The organism is Gordonibacter sp. RACS_AR68 (assembly GCF_030418485.1).
Classification (GTDB): domain Bacteria; phylum Actinomycetota; class Coriobacteriia; order Coriobacteriales; family Eggerthellaceae; genus Gordonibacter; species Gordonibacter urolithinfaciens.
Map to the genome: position 1 here is coordinate 552,982 of NZ_JAIPUP010000002.1, position 18,591 is coordinate 571,572.

General features: G+C 66.8%; 17 protein-coding genes and 1 pseudogene. 5 read left to right on the top strand and 13 right to left on the bottom strand.

Annotation, left to right across the window (positions count from 1 at the left end; translation table 11 throughout):
* Positions 1–58 precede the first annotated feature (58 nt).
* The 5 genes from K9U15_RS07015 to K9U15_RS07035 are packed head-to-tail and all read left to right on the top strand — an operon-like array spanning position 59 to position 4,395.
* Positions 59–901: a class B sortase gene (locus K9U15_RS07015; RefSeq protein ID WP_227115055.1), complete on the top strand. Its 843-nt coding sequence runs from the start codon at positions 59–61 to the stop codon at positions 899–901.
* A complete protein-coding gene (locus tag K9U15_RS07020) occupies positions 882–2,087 on the top strand; it encodes an LCP family protein (RefSeq protein ID WP_096227873.1) in 1,206 nt (401 codons plus the stop codon). The genes K9U15_RS07015 and K9U15_RS07020 overlap by 20 nt, the downstream gene beginning before the upstream one ends.
* Positions 2,088–2,135: 48 nt before the next feature.
* The gene (locus K9U15_RS07025) at positions 2,136–2,798 is read left to right on the top strand and encodes a YveK family protein (RefSeq protein WP_041239312.1); all 663 of its coding nucleotides are present in this window, start codon (positions 2,136–2,138) and stop codon (positions 2,796–2,798) included.
* A gap of 1 nt (position 2,799) precedes the next feature.
* On the top strand, positions 2,800–3,732 hold the full coding sequence (locus K9U15_RS07030; protein ID WP_301155812.1) for a CpsD/CapB family tyrosine-protein kinase: 933 nt from the start codon (positions 2,800–2,802) through the stop codon (positions 3,730–3,732).
* Between the two features lie 30 nt (positions 3,733–3,762).
* Positions 3,763–4,395 carry a CpsB/CapC family capsule biosynthesis tyrosine phosphatase gene (locus tag K9U15_RS07035; RefSeq protein ID WP_096227870.1) on the top strand — a complete coding sequence of 211 codons (633 nt, stop codon included), beginning with the start codon at positions 3,763–3,765 and terminating at the stop codon, positions 4,393–4,395.
* 205 nt (positions 4,396–4,600) lie between these two features.
* Here K9U15_RS07035 and efp read toward each other — a convergent pair whose 3' ends face one another.
* From efp to K9U15_RS07100, 13 genes and pseudogenes are all read right to left on the bottom strand, one after another.
* Positions 4,601–5,161: an elongation factor P gene (gene efp / locus K9U15_RS07040; protein ID WP_087191212.1), complete on the bottom strand. Its 561-nt coding sequence runs from the start codon at positions 5,159–5,161 to the stop codon at positions 4,601–4,603.
* Between the two features lie 79 nt (positions 5,162–5,240).
* The gene (locus K9U15_RS07045) at positions 5,241–6,440 is read right to left on the bottom strand and encodes a Xaa-Pro peptidase family protein (protein WP_172623307.1); all 1,200 of its coding nucleotides are present in this window, start codon (positions 6,438–6,440) and stop codon (positions 5,241–5,243) included.
* A 222-nt stretch (positions 6,441–6,662) separates the two neighbouring features.
* Positions 6,663–7,079, bottom strand: a pseudogene (aroQ, locus tag K9U15_RS07050) (type II 3-dehydroquinate dehydratase); the annotation flags it as partial.
* Positions 7,076–8,194: a 3-dehydroquinate synthase gene (aroB, locus tag K9U15_RS07055; RefSeq protein ID WP_301155813.1), complete on the bottom strand. Its 1,119-nt coding sequence runs from the start codon at positions 8,192–8,194 to the stop codon at positions 7,076–7,078. The gene aroB and the pseudogene aroQ, both read right to left, overlap by 4 nt.
* The gene (locus K9U15_RS07060; RefSeq protein ID WP_154270057.1) at positions 8,179–8,757 is read right to left on the bottom strand and encodes a shikimate kinase; all 579 of its coding nucleotides are present in this window, start codon (positions 8,755–8,757) and stop codon (positions 8,179–8,181) included. Before K9U15_RS07060 ends, aroB begins: the two co-directional genes overlap by 16 nt.
* A 5-nt stretch (positions 8,758–8,762) precedes the next feature.
* On the bottom strand, positions 8,763–9,935 hold the full coding sequence (gene aroC / locus K9U15_RS07065; RefSeq protein WP_087191210.1) for a chorismate synthase: 1,173 nt from the start codon (positions 9,933–9,935) through the stop codon (positions 8,763–8,765).
* Between the two features lie 262 nt (positions 9,936–10,197).
* Positions 10,198–11,145: a shikimate dehydrogenase gene (locus K9U15_RS07070; RefSeq protein ID WP_096227868.1), complete on the bottom strand. Its 948-nt coding sequence runs from the start codon at positions 11,143–11,145 to the stop codon at positions 10,198–10,200.
* A complete protein-coding gene (locus K9U15_RS07075) occupies positions 11,142–11,957 on the bottom strand; it encodes a YqeG family HAD IIIA-type phosphatase (RefSeq protein WP_301155814.1) in 816 nt (271 codons plus the stop codon). The genes K9U15_RS07070 and K9U15_RS07075 overlap by 4 nt, the downstream gene beginning before the upstream one ends.
* A gap of 49 nt (positions 11,958–12,006) precedes the next feature.
* Entirely contained in the window at positions 12,007–13,158 is a 1,152-nt protein-coding gene (mltG, locus tag K9U15_RS07080) for an endolytic transglycosylase MltG (protein WP_096227867.1), read from the bottom strand.
* Positions 13,159–13,184: 26 nt separating this feature from the next.
* Entirely contained in the window at positions 13,185–13,595 is a 411-nt protein-coding gene (gene ruvX / locus K9U15_RS07085; RefSeq protein WP_087189870.1) for a Holliday junction resolvase RuvX, read from the bottom strand.
* Positions 13,596–13,699: 104 nt separating this feature from the next.
* Positions 13,700–16,348 carry an alanine--tRNA ligase gene (gene alaS / locus K9U15_RS07090; RefSeq protein ID WP_096227866.1) on the bottom strand — a complete coding sequence of 883 codons (2,649 nt, stop codon included), beginning with the start codon at positions 16,346–16,348 and terminating at the stop codon, positions 13,700–13,702.
* A 127-nt stretch (positions 16,349–16,475) separates the two neighbouring features.
* Positions 16,476–17,771 (bottom strand): AI-2E family transporter, encoded by a 1,296-nt coding sequence (locus K9U15_RS07095; protein WP_194073887.1) that lies wholly within the window; start codon positions 17,769–17,771, stop codon positions 16,476–16,478.
* A gap of 15 nt (positions 17,772–17,786) precedes the next feature.
* Positions 17,787–18,551, bottom strand: a complete 765-nt coding sequence (locus K9U15_RS07100; protein WP_227115058.1) for a DUF948 domain-containing protein — start codon at positions 18,549–18,551, stop codon at positions 17,787–17,789.
* Positions 18,552–18,591: the final 40 nt, after the last annotated feature.

The window sequence follows — 18,591 nt, forward strand, 5'->3', positions numbered from 1 at the left end:
CTTGAGGTACGAAACACCTTTACGAAAGCGAGCGGTCCTTCCTATGCCGAAAGCGCCTTTGGAACAACGAAGCGACGACCTCCAGCCCAAGCACGCGAAGGCCGCCAGCCCCCTCGAGGCGAGGAAGAAGAAGCGCTCCATTATCATCCTCGCGGTGCTCCTCGCCTTTCTCCTGTGCGGCGTCGCCGCCGGGTGCGGCTATCTGATCTGGCAGCAAGCCGAGCTCGACCGCGTGGCCGAGGAGATGAAGAACACGCCGGAACCGGTGGTGGAGCAACCCGCACAGGATACCGCCGACAACCGGGTGGAAAACCCCATCGACTTCACGTCGCTGAAGCAGGAGAACCCCGATATCTACGCGTGGATCCACGTTCCCGGCACCGATGTGAACCTTCCTGTGCTGCAGAGCGCCACGAACGACTTCCTCTACCTCGACCATAACAAAGACGGCGACTACGCCATCGAGGGAGCCATCTACACCGAGATGGCCAACAACACCGATTTCAGCGACCCCGTGACGGTGCTCTACGGCCACAACCTGCAGAACGGCACCATGTTCTCCACCCTGCACTACTTCGAGAACGAGGACTTCTTCAACGAGCATGACACGCTGTATATCTACACGCCGGGGCATGCGCTCACCTACCGCGTTGTCTCGGCCTACCTGTACGACGACCGCCATATCCTGAACTCCTACAACCTCTCCGATCCGACGGTGCGCCAGGAATACTTCAACTTCGTCATGCATCCGGATTCTCTGCTGGTTAACACCCGAAGCGACACGGAACTGTCAATTGATGATAAAATAGTGCAGTTGAGCACCTGCATGAGCGACACCAATCACACAACCAGCCGCTACATCGTTACTGGAGTTTTAATAGATGATCAACCGACCTACTAACCGACCGACGCCGCCCTCGCGTGCGCCTCGAAGCGGATCCCCCTCCACCCAGGCTCCCCAGCAGACGGCGGGTCAGCCAACGGAAGGGCGAGCCGACTCGTCCGAGTTCTTTGCCCAGCAGACGGCCTCCCAGAACCAGGAAGTGCTGATCCGCAAGCGCAAGCGGAGCCACTCGAAACGCAAGAAGCGCATTCGCGTCGCGCTTGTCGTACTGGTCGTGGTGGCCCTGGTGGGCGGCGGCACGGCCTGGGGCATTATGAGCACCATCAAAGCCGGCGAAGGCGCCATCCACGAGGCCTCCCAAGCCGAGGACATCCAAACCGCCGAGAACGCCGTAGCCTACGACGAGGGCAAGACCGTCAAATACAACGGCCACACCTATGCCCTGAACGAGAACATGGTCTCCATCTGCATCATCGGCTTCGACCGCACGGCACCCGCCGAGGTGGGCGAGAAGGCCGGCCAAGCAGACGCCGTCATGGTGATGGCGCTCGATACGGAAACCGGCGAGGCCACCGCCATCGGCCTTCCCCGCGACAGCATGGTGGAAGTGGGCGAATTCGTGGGCAGCGCGTTCATCGGCCTTGACAAGATGCAGCTGTGCCTGGCGTACAGCTACGGCGACGGCAGGGAAACCAGCTGCCAGTACACCACCACCGTGGCCTCGCGCGTACTGTACAACATGCCCATCTCCTACTACTTCGCGCTCGACTTGAGCGGCGTCGGCCCGCTGAACGACGCCATAGGCGGCGTGGCGCTCACGCCGCTGCAGAGCATCCCCAACACGGGCATCGTGGAGGGGCAGGACACCGTGCTGTTCGGCAACAACGCGCTGCGCTATGTGCAGTGGCGCGACACGTCGGTCCTCACGTCCTCGCTCGACCGCCAGGCGCGCCAGGTGCAGTACATCAAGGCCTTCGCCGCGCAGGCGCTCGGCATGGCCCAGGGCAACGTGGGCACGCTGCTGGACCTGTTCAACACGGCCGGCGAGTACTCCATCACCAACCTGGGCGTCAGCGAGTTCGGCTACCTGGCCACATCGGTGCTCTCGAGCGGCATCACGAGCCTCAACGTGACCACGCTCCCGGGCGAGATGCAGCAGGGCGAGAAATACGCCGAGTACTACCTCGACAAGAATGCCGTCTACGAGACGGTTTTGGACGTGTACTACCGTCAGGTCGACTAGCATTCGACCTGGAAACGCGGTACCTGGGCTTACAAGGAGAGATAACCCGTGACCTTGCTAGAACTGCTCCACCTGCTTCGGAAGAAGTGGTACCTGGTCGTCGTGTTCCCGCTCGTTTTCGCGGGAGCCACCGCCATTTACTGCTGGGGATTCATGTCGAACGACTACACGTCCGACGTATCGCTCTACGTGCTCAACAAAACCGACGAGCAGAGCTCGAACATCACGAGCAGCGATACCACGGCCAGCCAGCAGCTGGCGAACGACATCGCCGTCATGGCCCAGTCGAACCGCGTGATCGACGCCACCGCCCAGTCGCTGGGCATGAGCACGCTCAAGGGCTACGACATCAAGGTGACCTCGGCCACCACGAACCGCGTGATCACGCTGAGCGTCACGGGCAAGAAGCCCGAGGCCGTGGCGCAGATTGCCAACGAGCTGGCCAAGCAGACGGCCGACACCGCCGTGGAGGTCATGGAGCTCAAGGCCGTCAACATCGTCGACGCCGCCCAGGTTCCCAACGCCCCCTCGGGCCCGAACCGCATCATGTACACCGCCGTCGCCTTCTTGGCAGGCCTGTTCTTCGCCGTGGCCCTTATCGTGCTGCTCGACCTCATCGATACCACCGTGAAGAGCCCCGAGGAAGCCGAGGAGCTTCTGGGGCTGCCCGTCCTGGGCCGCATGCCCGCGCTGAAGGGTAAGGGGAACTAACATGGCCAAGAAGAGCAAGAAGATCCTCGCGCGCTTCGAGCATCCGCAGCTTTCCAACGCGTCGAAGACGCTTCTGGCGAACATCCGCTTCGCCTCGGTGGGCGAGAAGGTGAAGACCATCGTGGTCACCTCCTCAGAGCAGAACGAGGGCAAGACCATCGTGTCCACGAACCTTGCGAACGCCATCGCCACGGCGGGCAAGAAGGTGCTCATCGTGGAGACCGACATGCGCCGCCGCTCCCTGGGCAAGCTGCTCGATATCCACCCGACAAGCGGCCTGTACGCCGCCCTCTCGGGCTCGGCCTCGCTCAACGACGCCATCCTGCCGACGCACATCCCGAACCTGTACTTCCTCGACGCCGAGCCGAACATCCCGAGCCCCGCGGACATCCTGAGCACGAAGCGCTTCGCGTCGCTGGTGGACAAGCTGCGCGACTCGTTCGACTACGTGATCTTCGACACGCCCCCCGTGTCGCTGTTCGTGGATGCCGCCATCTTGAGCAGCCTGGTGGACGGCACGCTGCTGGTCATCCGCCAGAACCAGACGAAGCGCTCCCTCGTGGCGAAGTGCGCCCAGCAGCTCCGTGTGGCCGATGCCCGCATCCTGGGCACCGTCATGACGTTCTGCACCGATGACGAGAGCAGCTACTACTACGCCTACTACACGCAGGACGGCAAGCGCGTGAACAAGGAGGACTTCGAGCCATCCGCCATGCCTTCCGACCTGAACAACCCCGTGTCCTGGGAGAAGGAAGGGCACACGTCCCCACGCCGTGCCTCGTCCTCCCGCCCTGCGGCGCAGCAGCCGCGCACGGGCATGCCGGACGGGCAGGCCGTCGCCCCTGGAGCGGGCAACCCTTACGCGCCCAACGCTTTCAAGGCCATGACGCCGGGCGGCAAGGCGCCGCGCCACAAGAACCGGACGCGCTCGTAGGCGAAGGTTGCCAGGAAGCGGGTTCCGCGGATGTTCGACCTCCATTGCCATATCCTGTTCGACGTCGACGACGGGTCGAGCGACTTCGCCGAGTCGCAGGCCATGCTCAACGCTGCCCGCAAGTCGGGCATCGACAACATCGTCTGCACGCCCCACTGCCGGGGCTCGCGCTTCGACTATCAGCGCATCGTCGACCACTTCGATGTGCTCAGCCGGTTCGCGCATTCGCAGGGCTTTCAGATGACGTTGGGTTTCGAGGTGTACTGGGAGAACCTGATAAGCTTCGGAATCGACAACGCGTCGCACCTCTGCTTCGAGGGCACGAACCTGCTGCTACTGGAATTCGGCGTGGCCAGCCTGCCGCCGAATTGGCAGCGCATCATCTACAACCTGCAAGGCCAGGGCATCCAGCCCATCATCGCGCATCCGGAGCGCTACCGGCCCGTGCAGAACGACATCGGCGTTGCCGAGGAGATGAAGGATCTGGGTTGCCTGCTGCAGCTGTCGGGGAACTTCGCCGCAGGCGGGTTCCGCAGCAACAGCAAGCGGGCGGCGCTCAAGCTGTTGGAGAACAACCTGGTGGATTACATCGCCTCGGACGCCCACTGCGTGGAGGACTACGCCGACTACCGCAAAGCCATCAAGATCGCCCAGAAGTACTAGCATGAAGGCGCCGCCCGAGAGGCGGCGCCTTCTTTCTCAGGCTCGGGGCAAAAACAACAAGAGGCCCCCTGGCACCCAAGGTCGGCCCATCATGCGGTCTACCGTGCTTCTCGCACGTGGGAACAGCATGAAAGGGTCGAGATCCGGTGCCAGGAGGCCTCGCAGCGTCGAGCATTTCTGTCGGCCCGCAGGCCGACAGAGCACCTTAGACGCGCTTGATGAAGCGGCCGTCGCGGGTATCGATCTGCAGGATGTCGCCGATCTCGACGAACGTGGGAACCTGCAGCTCCACGCCGGTCTCCAGCGTGGCGGGCTTCGTCGTGTTCGTAGCCGTGTCGCCCTTGAAGCCGGGCTCGGTGTGCGTGACCTCGAGCTCCACGAACATCTGGGGCTCGATGCTGATCAGCTCGTCGCCGGCGTAGAGCAGCGTGGCCTCGTCGTTCTCCTTGAGCCACTGGGCGGCGTCGCCCACCATCTCGGCCGAGACGGCCGTCTGCTCGTAGGTGTCGTTGTCCATGAAGTTGAAGTCGGCGCCATCGTTGTACAGGTACTGGAGCTTCTTCGACTCGAGGCGCACGGACTCCACCTTCACGCCCGCATTGAACGTGTTGTCGATGACACGGCCGGTCTTGATGTCCTTGAGCTTCGTGCGGACGAACGCGCCGCCCTTGCCGGGCTTCACATGCTGGAACTCCACGATGGTGCACAGCTTGCCGTTGTACTCGATGCACATGCCGTTCTTAAAGTCGGCGGTAGAGATTGCCATTCCCTTGGTTCCTTTCGATAGCTCGCGCCGACCGCGGTACTGCACTCGTCTGGGGCGGCGGCACGCAGGTATTTTGCCGCTATATTATAACCATGTCATGCGTCGATTGGGTGAAAACTGCGAAACCATCACGGGTTATGACGCCGAAGTCCTCCAGGCGCATGCCGAACTCGCCGCTTAGGTAGACGCCCGGCTCCACCGTGACCACGTTGCCGGGAACGAGCGGGTGCGGGTTGCGCGGCGAGAGGTTCGGCTCCTCGTGAATATCGATGCCCACGCCGTGGCCCAAGCTGTGGCCCATCTTGCCCGCGAAGCCGTGGTCCGCCAGCACGCGCTCGGCTAGCTCGTGCATGTCCTTGCCGGTGACGCCGGGGCGAAGCGCTGCCTCCACCTGCTCGTTCGCCTGCCGGATGGCCTCGTAGGCGGCGCGCAGGCGCTCGTCGGGCTCGCCCAGGAACACGGTACGCGTCATGTCCGAGCAGTAGCCGTAGGCACGGGCCCCGAAATCGAGCACGACGCACTGGCCCGCCTCGAGCAGCGTGGCGCCCGGTACGGCGTGGGGGCTCGCGCCGTTCGGGCCCGCGGCCACGATGGAGGGGAACGCGAGGCCCCCGGCACCATGGCGGCGCATGAAGTCCTCCAGCTCCATCTGGACCTCCCGCTCGGTCATGCCGGGGCGCATGAACGCGACAATGTGCGCAAACGCGGCGTCGGTGACGGCTTGGGCGGCGCTCAGGCGCGCGACCTCGGTCGGCTCCTTGACGGCGCGCAGGTCGAGAACGAAGCGGCTCGTCTCGCGCAGGATCGGGACGGAGCCGGGAGCCTCGGCGAGCGTGGCCTCGAGGGCGCGGAACTCGCCGAGCGAGAGGGAGTCCTCGATGCCGAGGACGGCTGGTAGCGCAGGGTTGGCAGGGGTGCTCCCGAGAGTGCTCGCAGGGATCCCGCCGCGGACGCCTTCGGGCGCGGCATCCGCGCCAGAGGATCTTTCGGCATTGCTCGGCCCCTGAAGGGCATCGGCGGCGAACTTCGCATGGGTCTTCCGCGCGTCGTCGACGGCGATGGGGCCGTCCGAGGCAGCGACGCGTGCGGAATCGACGTAGCGCGAGTCGGTGTGGAGCACGGCGGCGCTCGGCGTGACGAGCAGGGCATGGGCGCTCTCGTCGTCGAATACGCCGTCGAAGGCGGTGAGCCAGGCGATGTTCGAGGTGTCGCGTACGAGGAACGCATCGATGCCGTCGTCCGCGCAAGCGGCGCGGAGGCGATCCAAACGCGGGCCCACGTCGCCTTGCGCCGGCGGCTGGGGAGGCAGACCGGCAGGGCTCTCGATCGGTGCTTGGTGGTGGTCGGCCGCGCTGGTCTGGGCGGTCCCTGCAGGCAGCGTCAGCGGGACGGCTTCGCCCTCCTCGTCCTCCTGCAGCAAGCCTCGCCCGCCGACGATTACCTGGCCGGCCGGGTAGCGCTGCTCGTAGCCTTCGCCCAGGCGCTCGGAGACGCCCTCAAGCAGCAGATCGAGGGCGTCGCAGTAGCCCTGGAAACCGCGGCCTTTCACCTGCGCCACGCAGGCGGGCGCGATGACCGAAACGCGCCGGAAAGGCTCGCGCGCATCGACGTCCGAGATGTGCACCTCTGCGCAGGGCACGTCGATGCCGCCCACGGCATCGCGCAGCGCATAGGAATAGTGCGTGTGCGCGCCGGGGTTGTACACGATGCCGTCGTAGGCGCCGCGTGCGGCGTGCACGGCCTCCACCAGCTCGCCCTCGCTGTTCGACTGGAAGCAGGCGACGGCCGCGCCGCGGCGCTCGCCGTGCTCCGTCACCAGACGCTCGAGGTCGGCAAGCGTCTCCGAGCCGTACACGCCCGGCTCGCGCACGCCCAGCATGTCGAGGTTCGGGCCGTTCAGCACCAGTATCCGCTTCACGAGAGCGCCTCCTTCGAGCGCGCCCAGGCCTCCAAGTGCTCCAAGATGACGGCGTCGTCCACGTCGCGGAGCTCCCAGGAGCCCACGTCGCGCGGAAGGACGAAGCGAACCTGCCCGTGGCGGGCCTTCTTGTCACGCTTCATGGCGGCGAGCATATCCGCCGGTTCGGCCGACCAGGCGAGCGCGGGAAGCCCCAGCGCGTCCAGCAGGTCGTCCTGCGCGGCCACGAACTCGAGCGGCGCGCCCGCGAGCGCCGCCGCGAGGCGCGCGGCGAAGCGCATGCCCTCGGCCACGGCGGCGCCGTGCGAGAACGCGCCGTAGCCCGCCAGCGCCTCCACGGCATGCCCGAGCGTGTGGCCGTAGTTCAGGCACTCGCGCACCCCGCGGCTCTCCGCCTTGTCCTCGGCCACGACGTCGGCCTTGAACACGACGCAACGGGCGATGGCCTCGGCCACGACGGCCTCGTCGCGCTCTGCGAGGGCGCCGGCGGCCTCCGCCAGCCAGAAGAAGAACTCGTCGGAATCGATGACGGCCGACTTCGCCACCTCGGCGCAGCCGCACGCCCATTCTCGCTCGGGCAGCGTGTAAAGCGCTCCCGTATCGGCGCACACGTACGCCGGCTGCTTGAACGTGCCCACGAGGTTCTTGCCGGCCGTGAGGTTCACGCCCGTCTTGCCCCCCACCGACGAGTCAACCATCGAAAGCAACGTGGTAGGCGCCTGCACGAGCGTCACGCCGCGCATGTACGTGGAGGCGACGAACCCGGCCAGATCGCCCACCACGCCGCCGCCCAAGGCCACCACGGCGCAGTCGCGGCCAAGCGCCAGCTGCGCCATGGCCTCCCATATCTCGCTCGCCACCTCAACCGACTTCGTGTCCTCGCCCGCCGGCACCACGATGTCCGACACGCGTAAGCCTGCGGATGCCAGCGATTCCCTCGCCCGATCGCGGTAGAGCGGCGCCACGTTCTCGTCGGTGACGACCAGCACGCGCTCCGCCTGATCGAGCGATGGGACGCCGCGCATGCGCGCACCCAGCGCATCGAGCACGCCGGCACCGATGCGCACGTCGTACGGCTCCTCGCCGGGAATGTTCACGATCACTTTCGTTGCCACAGGATTCCCTCTCTCTCCAGCACGCCGCGCACCTCGCGCGCGATGGCCGCCACGCTCTTTCCGGCCGTGTTCACCACGGCATCGGCCACGTCCTCATACAGCGGAAGGCGCGCCTCGATGGTCGCACGGGCCGTCTCGAGGTCGCGGAACAGGGGGCGCGTGGACACGTCGCTGATGCGCGAAGCCGCCTCGTCGGCTGTGACCTGCAGGTACACCACATATCCCCGCTCGGCCAGGATGGCACGGTTCTCAGGAGCCAGCACAGCCCCGCCCCCGCAGGACACGAGCAGCGGGTCCTTTCCCGCCAACTCGCGCAGCACGTCGGTCTCGATGGCGCGGAAAGCCTCCTCGCCCGCCTCGGCGAAGAGCTCCCGCACGCGCCTGCCCTCGCGGCGCTCCAGGTAGGTGTCCATGTCGACCGAGGCAATGCCGCACGTGCGCGCGAGCTTGCGCGCCACGGACGTTTTGCCCGCGCCCATGAAACCCACGAAGAACACCGGCTTCGCCAGCTCGGACACGATGCGCGCGGGGCGGTTCTGCGGCGGCAGGCTCGTTCCGCTCATGCGCATCACCGGGACAGCGTCCGCAGGCGCTGCCGGTAGGACTTCACGGCTGCCTTGATGTCGGTCATGTTGTCATGCCCGAACTTCTCCAGGTAGGCGTCGGCCAGCACGATGGCCACCTCGGCCTCGGCCACCACGGCGCAGGCCGGCACGGCGCACACGTCGCTGCGCTCGCGCGAGGCCTCCTCGGGCTCGAGCGTGTCCAGGTTCACCGTGGAGAGCGGCGTCATGAGCGTGGGGATGGGCTTCATGGCCGCCGTCACGATGAGCGGCATGCCCGTGGTCATGCCGCCTTCCAGGCCGCCCGCGTTGTTGCGGGTGCGCGTGAAGCCGGCCTTGGGGTCCAGCTCGATGGGATCGTGCACCTGCGAGCCGGGACGGCGCGCCGCCTGGAATCCCAGGCCGAACTCCACGCCCTTGATAGCCGGTATGGAGAACAGCGCGGCGCCGATGCGGCCGGTCAGTCGCTCGCCTGCGGTGGCGTAGCCGCCCACGCCGGGCAGAAGGCCCGTGGCCACGACGCGGAACGTGCCGCCCAGGCTCTCCCCCGCCTCGCGCGCGGCGTCGATGGCGGCCTTCATGGCCTCGGTGGCCTCCTCGTCCGGGCACCGCACGTCGGAGAGCTCGATGTCGAGCGGCTTGTAGTCGGGTGCGGCGAGCATCGGGTCGTCTTCGTCGAGCGACACGTCGCCGATGGAGGCCACGTAGGAGAACACCTCCACCCCGAGCTCGGCCAAAAACTCGCGGGCGATGCCGGCGGCGGCGACGCGCGCCGCCGTCTCGCGGGCGCTCGCTCGTTCGAGGATGTTGCGGCAGTCGTCGGTGTTCGTCTTGAGGGCGCCCACGAGGTCGGCGTGGCCGGGGCGCGGGCACACCTCGCGCATAAGGTCGGACGGCACGTCGCCGAACGCGGCCATGCGGTCGGTCCAGTTCTCCCAGTCGCGGTTCGCCACCGTGAGCGCCACCGGCGAGCCGATGGTGCGGCCGAAGCGCACACCGGAGGTCACGCGCACGCGGTCGCGCTCGATAGCCTGGCGCCCACCCCGGCCGTAGCCCGACTGGCGGCGCGCCAGGTCGCTGTTTATCTGGTCTTCGGAGATCTTGAGGCCTGCCGGCACGCCATCCACGATGGCCGTGAGGGCCGGGCCGTGGCTCTCGCCCGCTGTTAGGTAGCGCATATTGGTCCGCTTTCCCGCTGTCGTCGTTTTGCGCCTATTGTACCGCAGCCGCACGGCAGAGCGAACGATGGTTCGCCCGTCGTACCAGATCGCCATGAAGCGAACGAAACGAGGGCAGGCGACGCAAAGCGCCCTTTGGGGAGACAGGGGGGAGACAGGGGGACGGGGATGATGTCTCATTCAACGAATGAGACATCATCCCCGTCCCCCTGTCTCCCCTCAATGTCGGCTTCGCTTCGCCACCTGAAGAACGGCGGAGCACCTAGGCTGTCGGAATCGAGAACCCCGCCGCTTCGGCCATGACCTCGAACAGGTCGATCGCGTCCAGGTCGACGTCGACGCCGGCGATGTCGCAGACGGTGCGCACACTGGCCACGGCCTGGGCCACGAGCATGCCCGCGCCGTCCGAAACCGTGCAGCCAGCGGCGCGGGCGCCGGCGGCGAAGGCCGTCTCGCCGTGGCCGTACACCACGTCGAACGCGCGCTGCCCGGGCTGGAAGAGAGCCCCGTCGAACGGGGCCGGGTCGCCTGCCTGCATGCCAAGGGGCGTGGCGTTCACCACGAGGTCGGCGGCGCTTATGGCCTGCGTGGACGTTGCGTAGCTGCCGAACTTGAACGCGGTGGCGTCGTAGGCCTCGCGGAAGCTGCGGTGGTGCTCGCTCGCCGCCGGCAGGTCGATCGCGGCCGACGACAGCCGCCCGAACTCGTCGACGTAATCCTGCAGCACGGACTGCGCGCGCTCCCTGTCGCGCCCGACAAGCACGACCTCGCGGGCCCCGGCGACGGCGCAGGCGTGCAGGATGGCGAGCGCCGTGGGGCCCGTGCCGCACACCGCCACCGACGCCCCGGCGAAGTCGAAGCCCATGCGCTCGAGGAAGGCCACGCAGCCCTGGCCGTCCGTGTTGTACGCAAGCAGCGCTTCCCCATGCTTGACCAGCAGGTTCGCCCCACGTGCGAGCTTGGCCGATGCCGCCTTGTGCGTGGCCGCCTCGAAAGCGTGCGGTTTGTACGGCGTGGTGATGTTCACCGACAGGAAGTCCCGCGCGGCCAAGAACGCCCGCGCCTCCTCCTCACCGGCCAAGTCGGCCAACTCGTAGCGCCACGGCAACCCCAGCCTCGCGTACACCGCGTTGTACATGACCGGCGACTTCGAATGCTCGATGGGATGCCCCAGCAAGTACAGGCTCTCGGCAGTTTCCAGCTTGCTCATGAAGCTCCTCCCGTTCTAGCAGGTTCGTCGGTTTCCACCGCAGGTCCACCCAAGTCTGCAAGGGCTTTCCCAGTCCCCCCGCTCACAGGTCCACCAAGGTCAGCGAGGGTTTCCCCAGTACCCGAGATCGTGGGGATGGCGGAGGCGAAGCGTACTTCGGTACGCGAGCCTCCGGCATCGCCGCGAGATCGGGTGCTGGGGGAAGCCGCAGCGTCGGCAGCTTCCGTCGGCCGGCAGGCCGACGGAACCCGAAAGGTGCCGGGGGAAGCCGCAGCGTCGGCCGGTTCCGACGGCTGGCAAGCTGTCGGAACGCCAGCTCCCTCGGGCTTCCGCTCGCCCATGACCAGGCGCTCGAAGTTGCGCAGCAGAAGCGTGTGGGGCAGGTCCTGCTCGACGAGCGGGGCCAGCAGGTAGGCCTTCATGCCCAGGAAGTGGGCGCCCAGCACGTCGGTGACCAGCTGGTCGCCAATGACGACGGTGGCATCGCGCGTGGCCCCTATCTTGCCCAGGGCCATGAGGAACGCGGGCGGCAGCGGCTTCACGGCCTTCGCCACGATGGGCAGCGACAGGCGGTTCGCCAGCTGGTAGACGCCCTCGTGCCAGTTGTTGGACACGAGGCAGAACGCGATGCCCGCGTCGCGCGCCTTCGCGAGCCAGAAACCCGCGTCGCGCGGCACCTCATGCGTGTCGCGCGTGAGGATGGTGTTGTCGATGTCGAGCAGCACGAAGCGGAAGCCGAGCGCCAGCAAGTCGCGCTCGATGTCGACGTGCGATAGGCGCGAGAAATAGCGGTCGGGTTCAAGAAGCGGCATGGTCGGCTGCTTTGCAGATAGGGTCGGTCAGATACTCGGAGCAGACGCCCTACGAGAACGTGCCCATATGGTCTTCATACGTTTCGGTGAAGTAGTAGCTGTCTCCCTCGAAGTAGAAGAAGAAGTACTTGCCGAGCGATTCCTGGTCGGGCGCGCACACGGCCTTGAGGCAGTCGAGGCTCGGTGAGCAGATGGGCGTGGGCGGAAGGCCCTTGTTCGTGTACGTGCTGTACGGCGTCTCGGCGTGCACCTCCTCGGGCGTGGGATCGTGGCCCACCTCGTAGGCGGTCGTTGCATCGCTTTGCAGGAAGCCGTAGCTGGGCTCGCCCGTCGTCTCCAGGCGGTTGTAGAACACGGCGGCCACCTGGGCGCGGATCTGCTCGTCGCCGCTCGACTCCTTCTCCACGATGGAGGCCAGGTTCACGGCGTCGTAGATGGAGAGCCCCTGCGATTGCGGGTACGACCAGTCGAGGCCCGCCGTCTCCTTCTGGAACTGGTCGAGCATCATGCGGACGAGCGAGTCGGCCGTTGCGTCGTCGGCCACGGCGTAGGTCTTGGGGAAAAGGAAGCCCTCGAGGGAGTTCGTGCCCGCATCGGCCAGGAAGCTGTAGCTGGCCGCGTACACGCTGGCATCGGATGCCGCGGCCGTGAAGGCCTCGGCCGTGATGCGGCCCTCGGAGGCCGTGGCGACGGCCGCGGCGATGTCGGAGAGCTTGTAGCCTTCGGGGATGGTCAGCGCGTTGCCCATGTCGGGGCCTGCGGCAAGCTGCCTGACGATGTCGTCGAGCGACGTTCCGCCCGCGAACGTGTAGGTGCCGGGCTTGAGCTGGGACTCCACGCCCATCTCGTTCACGCGCTTCGTGAAGTCGGAAGCACTTCCCACCAGCTTCTTCTCCACGAGCTGCTCCCCGATGGCCTTGGCACCGGAGCCCTGCTCCACCACGACGGTGGCCTCCTGGCCTTCGGCAAGGAGCTCTGCCGGCGTGCCCGAGCAGCTGTTGAACAGGGTGAGCCCGCCCCAAACCAGGCCACCGATAACGACGACGGCAAGCACCGCCGCGAAGATCTTCGGGCCCTTGCTCTGTTTCGGGCGGATATAGCTGGTGTCGTAGGTGCGGAATTCGCGCTCGCCGCGCGCGTGCGCCGAGCGGGCCGCATGGTTCGGGCGCTGCGAATACGTGACTTGCTTCCGTGGGGGCATGGACGTTCCTCTACCTTTCGGCTTGCCTAACGGCGCGCATCAAGCCACGCCTGCAAGAACAGACTTGCGGCTATCATATCTATTTTGCCGCGCATCTCCCGCTCGCCCATGCCCTTTTCACGCAAACTCCGTTTGGCCTCCTGCGAGCTCAACCGCTCGTCGGCGAACTCGTGGGGGATGCCGCACGCCTTCGTGATGGCATCGGCCGCCGTACGGATACGCGCAGCCTGCGGCCCTTCCTGGCCGGCCAGCGTATAGGGCAAGCCGCACAGCAGCAGCTCCGGCTCCCAGTCCTCCAGCAGCCGGCGGAACGGCTTCGCACAGGAGAGCACCTCGGCAGCCGGCAGCACGCACACCGGCGACGCCACCCGCTCCCCCGGGTCGCACACCGCGACGCCCACCCGCGTTTCGCCTATGTCGAGCGCCATGATGCGCATGCTAAGGGCCTTTCCTGGTCGTGTGCAAGCTGGCCCAACGGGCTGTTCGCGCGAGCCAAGGCTGCCCGAGCGCGTGCCGCGTCGGACAGCCCCAGCCCAGAGCCTTACAGCAGCATCTCCCGAGCAGCCTCGAGCGCTGCATCGATCCCCGAGGCGTCTTTGCCGCCCGCTTGCGCCATGGCGGCCTTCCCGCCGCCGCCGCCCTTGATGTTGCCGGAGATCGCCTTGATAACGGCACCGGCGTCGAAACCCGCCTCCACCGCCTCCGGCGTGCCAGCGGCCAAGAGCGTGGGCTTGCCGTCCTTCTCGGTGGCCAGCACCGCGGCGCCCGGCTTGCCCAGACGCGCGCGCAGCACGTCCCATGCGTTGCGCATCTGCCCTGCGTCGGCCTCGGGCAGGCGCCCGAACACCACGTGATAGCCGCCCTTCGCCTCGACGGCGCCTTCCACCAGCGACGAGATGCCGTCGTCTGCGATGGTCTGGCGGTTGCGCTTCATCTTCGTCTGCAGCTCCTTGAGCTGCTTCACGTTGGCGGCGGTGCGCTCGCTCACGTCGAACAGGGGCACGCGCAGCGCCTCGGCGCTCTCCTTGAGCTCCACCTCCACGCGGTTCATATACGCCAGGGCGTCGAAGCTGGTCACTGCCTCGATACGGCGCAGGTTCGCACCCACGCTCGTCTCGGACGTGATCTTCACGAAACCGATCTCGCTCGTTGCCGACACGTGCGTGCCGCCGCAGAGCTCCTGCGAGAACCCTTCGATGTCCAGCACGCGCACGAACTCGCCGTACTTCTCGCCGAAGAGCGCCATGACGCCGGCCTCGCGGGCCGACGCGAGCGAGGTCTCGTAGGCGCGCACGGGATGGTTCTCCATGACCTTCTCGTTCGCCAGGCGCTCCACCTCGGCGATCTGCTCGGCCGTCATGGCCTCGAAGTGCGTGAAGTCGAAGCGCAGGCGACTGTCGGCAACGTAGCTGCCGGCCTGCTTCACGTGATCGCCCAGCACCTGGCGCAGCGCCCAGTGCAGGATATGCGTGGCCGTGTGGTTGCGGCGTATGCGCTCGCGGCGGGGCACGTCGATGGCGGCATGAACGGTGTCGCCCACTTGGATGCGCCCGCCTGCCAGCTCGTCCATCACCTTGACGGTATGCGCGATCAAGCCCTTCTCGGGCTCCTTGGTATCGAGCACCGCCACGACGACGCCGTCTTCGGCCAGAACGCCCGTATCGCCGATCTGGCCGCCCTTCTCGGCGTAGAACGGCGTGGCGTCCAGCACCACGCGGCCCTCCTCGCCCGCTTCCAGCACGTCTACCTGCTGGCCGTCCTTCACGATCGCCAGCACGCGCGCATCCGCCTCGCTCTTCGTGTAGCCGAGGAACTCGGTGGGCCCCACGGCCTCCAAGATCTCGTTCATCACGCCGCCGTACGTGGACCAAGCCGCCTCGGCATCCTTCGTATTGGCAGCGCGGGCGCGCTCGCGCTGCTCGTCCATGCAGCGGCCGAAGCCCTCCATGTCCACCTCGATGCCACGCTCGCCGCACAGCTCGCGCGTGACCTCCACGGGGAAGCCGTAGGTGTCGTGCAGCGTGAAAGCGCGGTCGCCCGGCAGCACCTCGCCCTCTATCCCGGCCAGCGCCTCGTCGAGGAAGGCGCGGCCCTGGCGCAGCGTGGCGCCGAAGCGCTCCTCCTCGGACAGGATGACGCGGCGAGCCAGCTCGCGGTTCTCCACAATCTCGGGGTACACGTCGCCCATGAGGTTCACGATCTCGTCAACGTACTCGTTGAGGAAGGGCTTGTCCAGGCCCAGCAGGTGCCCCTTCATCACGGCGCGGCGCAGCAGGCGGCGCAGCACGTAGCCGCGGCCCTCGTTGGAGGGCAAAATGCCGTCGGCGATCATGAACGTCACCGAGCGGCTGTGGTCGGCCATGATGCGCAGCGACAGGTCGGCCTCGGCGTCGGCCCCGTACACGGCGCCGGTCAGGCGCTCGCCCACGCCCACGAGGCTGCGCAGCACGTCGGTCTCGTAGTTCGACTGCACGCCCTGCATGATGGCCGCGATGCGCTCCAAGCCCATGCCGGTATCGATGTTCTTCTTCGGCAGCGGCACGAACGAGCCGTCCTCCTGGCCGTCGTACTGGGTGAACACGAGGTTCCAGTACTCCAGGAAACGGTCGCAGTCGCAGCCCGGCGCGCAGTCGGGGCTGCCGCAGCCGAACTCCTCGCCCTGGTCGTAGTAGATCTCGGAGCACGGGCCGCACGGGCCGGTGGGTCCGGCGCGCCAGAAGTTGTCCTCCTCGCCCAGGCGCGAGATGTGGTCCTCGGGCACGCCGAGGCCCTTCCAGATCTCGATGGTCTCGTCGTCGTCGAGGTACACGGTGAAGTACAGGCGCTCGGCGGGCAGGCCCAGCACCTCGGTGGAGAACTCGTAGGCCCAGGCGCACATCTCCTTCTTGAAGTACGCGCCGAAGCTGAAGTTGCCGAGCATCTCGAAGAAGCTCAGGTGGCGGCCCGTGGTGCCGATGATATCGATGTCGTTCGTGCGCACGCACTTCTGCGCGGTCGTGGTGCCCACGTAAGGCGCCTCGAGCTGCTTCTGCTGCAGGAAGTAGGGCTTGAACTGCACCATGCCGGCGCTCGTCAGCAGAAGCGACGGGTCGTCGGGAATCAGCGAGGACGAAGGCCAGCGCTTGCAGCCCTTCGCCTCGAAGTAGCTCAGGTACTTCTCACGTATCTCGGCAGTGCTCATATACTCCATGTCGTCTATCTTTCTTTCCCGTTGGTCCTCTGGTCTGCGCATCGGCCAAACCTCCCCGATGCCCCCTATGCTCAAGGCGCCCGCGGCACCGAGGCGCCGGGCCCGCCCAAAACGTGCTGGAGACAGTTTAGCGTTCTTTGTTCTGCCGCGCCTTCTTTTCTGCGTCGGCCTTCCGCTGCTCCCCACGCTCGTACGCGGCCGACGCGTCGGGATGCGGCGCGATGGCGTCGGCTATGGGGTCGACGGCATCGCCGTCAGCCGGCGTGCCCTGGAAGAACACCCCGTCCTTGGCCACGAGCTGGCGGCCTGTGCGCTTCTCGAAGTAGTACACGAACACCGACTTCGCCACGGCCACGGCCGGAATCGAGGCCAGCATACCCACGAGCGAGCCGGTGAAGCCGCTCATGGCGCCGCCGATGGCCGAGCCGGCCATCAAAGCGATGAGGGTGAGGGCCGGGTGCACGTCCACCGAGTTCGCCATGATCTTCGGCGACACGAACGTGTAGACGATCTGCTGGATGGCGATGGTGCCCAGCAGCGCCACGAGCGCGATCCAGGGGCTCACGAACACGCCCACCACGGCCGCGAGCGCACCGCCCAGCCACGGGCCCACGATGGGGATGATGTTCAGCAGGCCGGCGATACCGCCCAGGGCGGCGTAGTTCGGGATGCCGATGACGCCGAACAGCACAACGCAGCCCACCCCGATGATGGCGCACTGGAGAAGCGTGCCCTTGATATAGCCGCCCATGACGCGCGTGAACGTGACGTGCAGCATCTCCAGGTCCTCGCGGTGCTTCGGGCCGACGAGGCGCTCGCTCTCGCGGCCGAGGTCGGGCAGCTCCATGAGCATCCAGAACGCCACGACCAGCGCGAAGCCAAGCGCCACGAACGTGTTCACCACGCCGGTGCCGATGGCCACCACCCCCGAGGCGCTGTCGCGCGCGAACGTGGAAGCCCATGCCACGAGGGCGTTGAACGCGTCGGTGATCCATCCTTGCACCGTGTCGTTCTGCAGCACGTCGGCATACCGGGCATACAGGTCGTTGCCCCAGTTCGCGATGGTTTGGATGTAGCCGGGCACGCTTTGGATGAGATTCGTGAACTGGTCGCCCACGCCGAAGGCCGGCGAGAACATGAGCAGGCCCACCAGCGCCAGCACCACGAACATGAGCACGTAGGCTATCGCCGTCCCGGCCAGGCGGGGAACGCCCAGCTTCTCCAGCTTGTTCACGGGGCCGCGCAGGCAGAACACGATCACCACGGACCAGATGACGATGCCCACCGGCACGCTCAACAGGTTGAAGAGGTACACGAGGACGCCCGTCAGCAGGATGGCCCCCACGATGGTCCACACCGTGAGGAAGCGGCGTCGTGCCTTCAGCGCCTTGGCCTGCTCGCGCTCGTTCTGTTCGGGATCCACCGGGCCGGCTCCTCGCTATGCCTCAGGTTTATCCTGGCCGGACACGGTGCCAGCCGCCTTCGCCCCGGACGAACCGGCCTCGGTGCCGCCCTCGTACGTGAAGTAGCGGGTCGCGGCGTCGGCATCGGAGGCGGCGGCGGACGTCACGGCGTCGGCCATGCTCGCGGCGGCCTCGGAGGTCTTCTCGGCGGCGGCGCGCTTGGCGGCGGCCTTCTCCTCGCGCTCCGCGCGCTGCTCGGCCATGTGCTCGCGCTGGTCGGCCACGGCCGCCCCGGCCACGGCCGCCGTGCCCTTCGCCACGCTCTTCACCGCGTCGCCCACCGTGGCGTCGGCGGCCTTCTCGCGGCCGAGCGCCACGGACTCGTCGCTTGCGCGCTTCGGCTTGAACGCGCTGCGCATGCGGTTCGTCACGTTGTTCACCAGCTCCATGGGGGCGCTCGTGACCGTGTCGACGGCGTCGACGGCCGAGGAGACGGAGTCGGTGATCTCGTTCACGTCCTCGAGGATCTGGTCCACGCGCATGATCTCGAGGTTTGCGGCGTCCACGGTGAGCGACACGCGCTCGACGAGCGGGTCGACCTTCGCCGCCACGGGCTCGAGCGAGGCCGTGATGCGCTCCACGCTGGCGAGGGTGGGCTCGACCTGCTTCTGGACCTCCTCGACGGTCTTGCGCGTCCTGCGCACCGTCATGACCAGCTCGACGACGAGCCAGATGAGCGCTGCGCCGACAAGCACGTAGACGATGGGCAACGCTATGCTGATGACTTCGCTGATATCCATGGGAACGCCTCCTGAGCTAAAGCGAGTTTTCACTATACCA

What these genes read in the sequence shown, in the direction of transcription:
- K9U15_RS07020 (WP_096227873.1), top strand. Translation starts at nt 882, where the DNA reads ATGATCAACCGACCTACTAACCGACCGACGCCGCCCTCGCGTGCGCCT.
- K9U15_RS07030 (WP_301155812.1), top strand. Translation starts at nt 2,800, where the DNA reads ATGGCCAAGAAGAGCAAGAAGATCCTCGCGCGCTTCGAGCATCCGCAG.
- K9U15_RS07035 (WP_096227870.1), top strand. Translation starts at nt 3,763, where the DNA reads ATGTTCGACCTCCATTGCCATATCCTGTTCGACGTCGACGACGGGTCG.
- efp (WP_087191212.1), bottom strand. Translation starts at nt 5,161, where the DNA reads ATGGCAATCTCTACCGCCGACTTTAAGAACGGCATGTGCATCGAGTAC.
- K9U15_RS07060 (WP_154270057.1), bottom strand. Translation starts at nt 8,757, where the DNA reads ATGAGCGGAACGAGCCTGCCGCCGCAGAACCGCCCCGCGCGCATCGTG.
- aroC (WP_087191210.1), bottom strand. Translation starts at nt 9,935, where the DNA reads ATGCGCTACCTAACAGCGGGCGAGAGCCACGGCCCGGCCCTCACGGCC.
- K9U15_RS07070 (WP_096227868.1), bottom strand. Translation starts at nt 11,145, where the DNA reads ATGAGCAAGCTGGAAACTGCCGAGAGCCTGTACTTGCTGGGGCATCCC.
- K9U15_RS07075 (WP_301155814.1), bottom strand. Translation starts at nt 11,957, where the DNA reads ATGCCGCTTCTTGAACCCGACCGCTATTTCTCGCGCCTATCGCACGTC.
- mltG (WP_096227867.1), bottom strand. Translation starts at nt 13,158, where the DNA reads ATGCCCCCACGGAAGCAAGTCACGTATTCGCAGCGCCCGAACCATGCG.
- ruvX (WP_087189870.1), bottom strand. Translation starts at nt 13,595, where the DNA reads ATGCGCATCATGGCGCTCGACATAGGCGAAACGCGGGTGGGCGTCGCG.
- alaS (WP_096227866.1), bottom strand. Translation starts at nt 16,348, where the DNA reads ATGGAGTATATGAGCACTGCCGAGATACGTGAGAAGTACCTGAGCTAC.
- K9U15_RS07100 (WP_227115058.1), bottom strand. Translation starts at nt 18,551, where the DNA reads ATGGATATCAGCGAAGTCATCAGCATAGCGTTGCCCATCGTCTACGTG.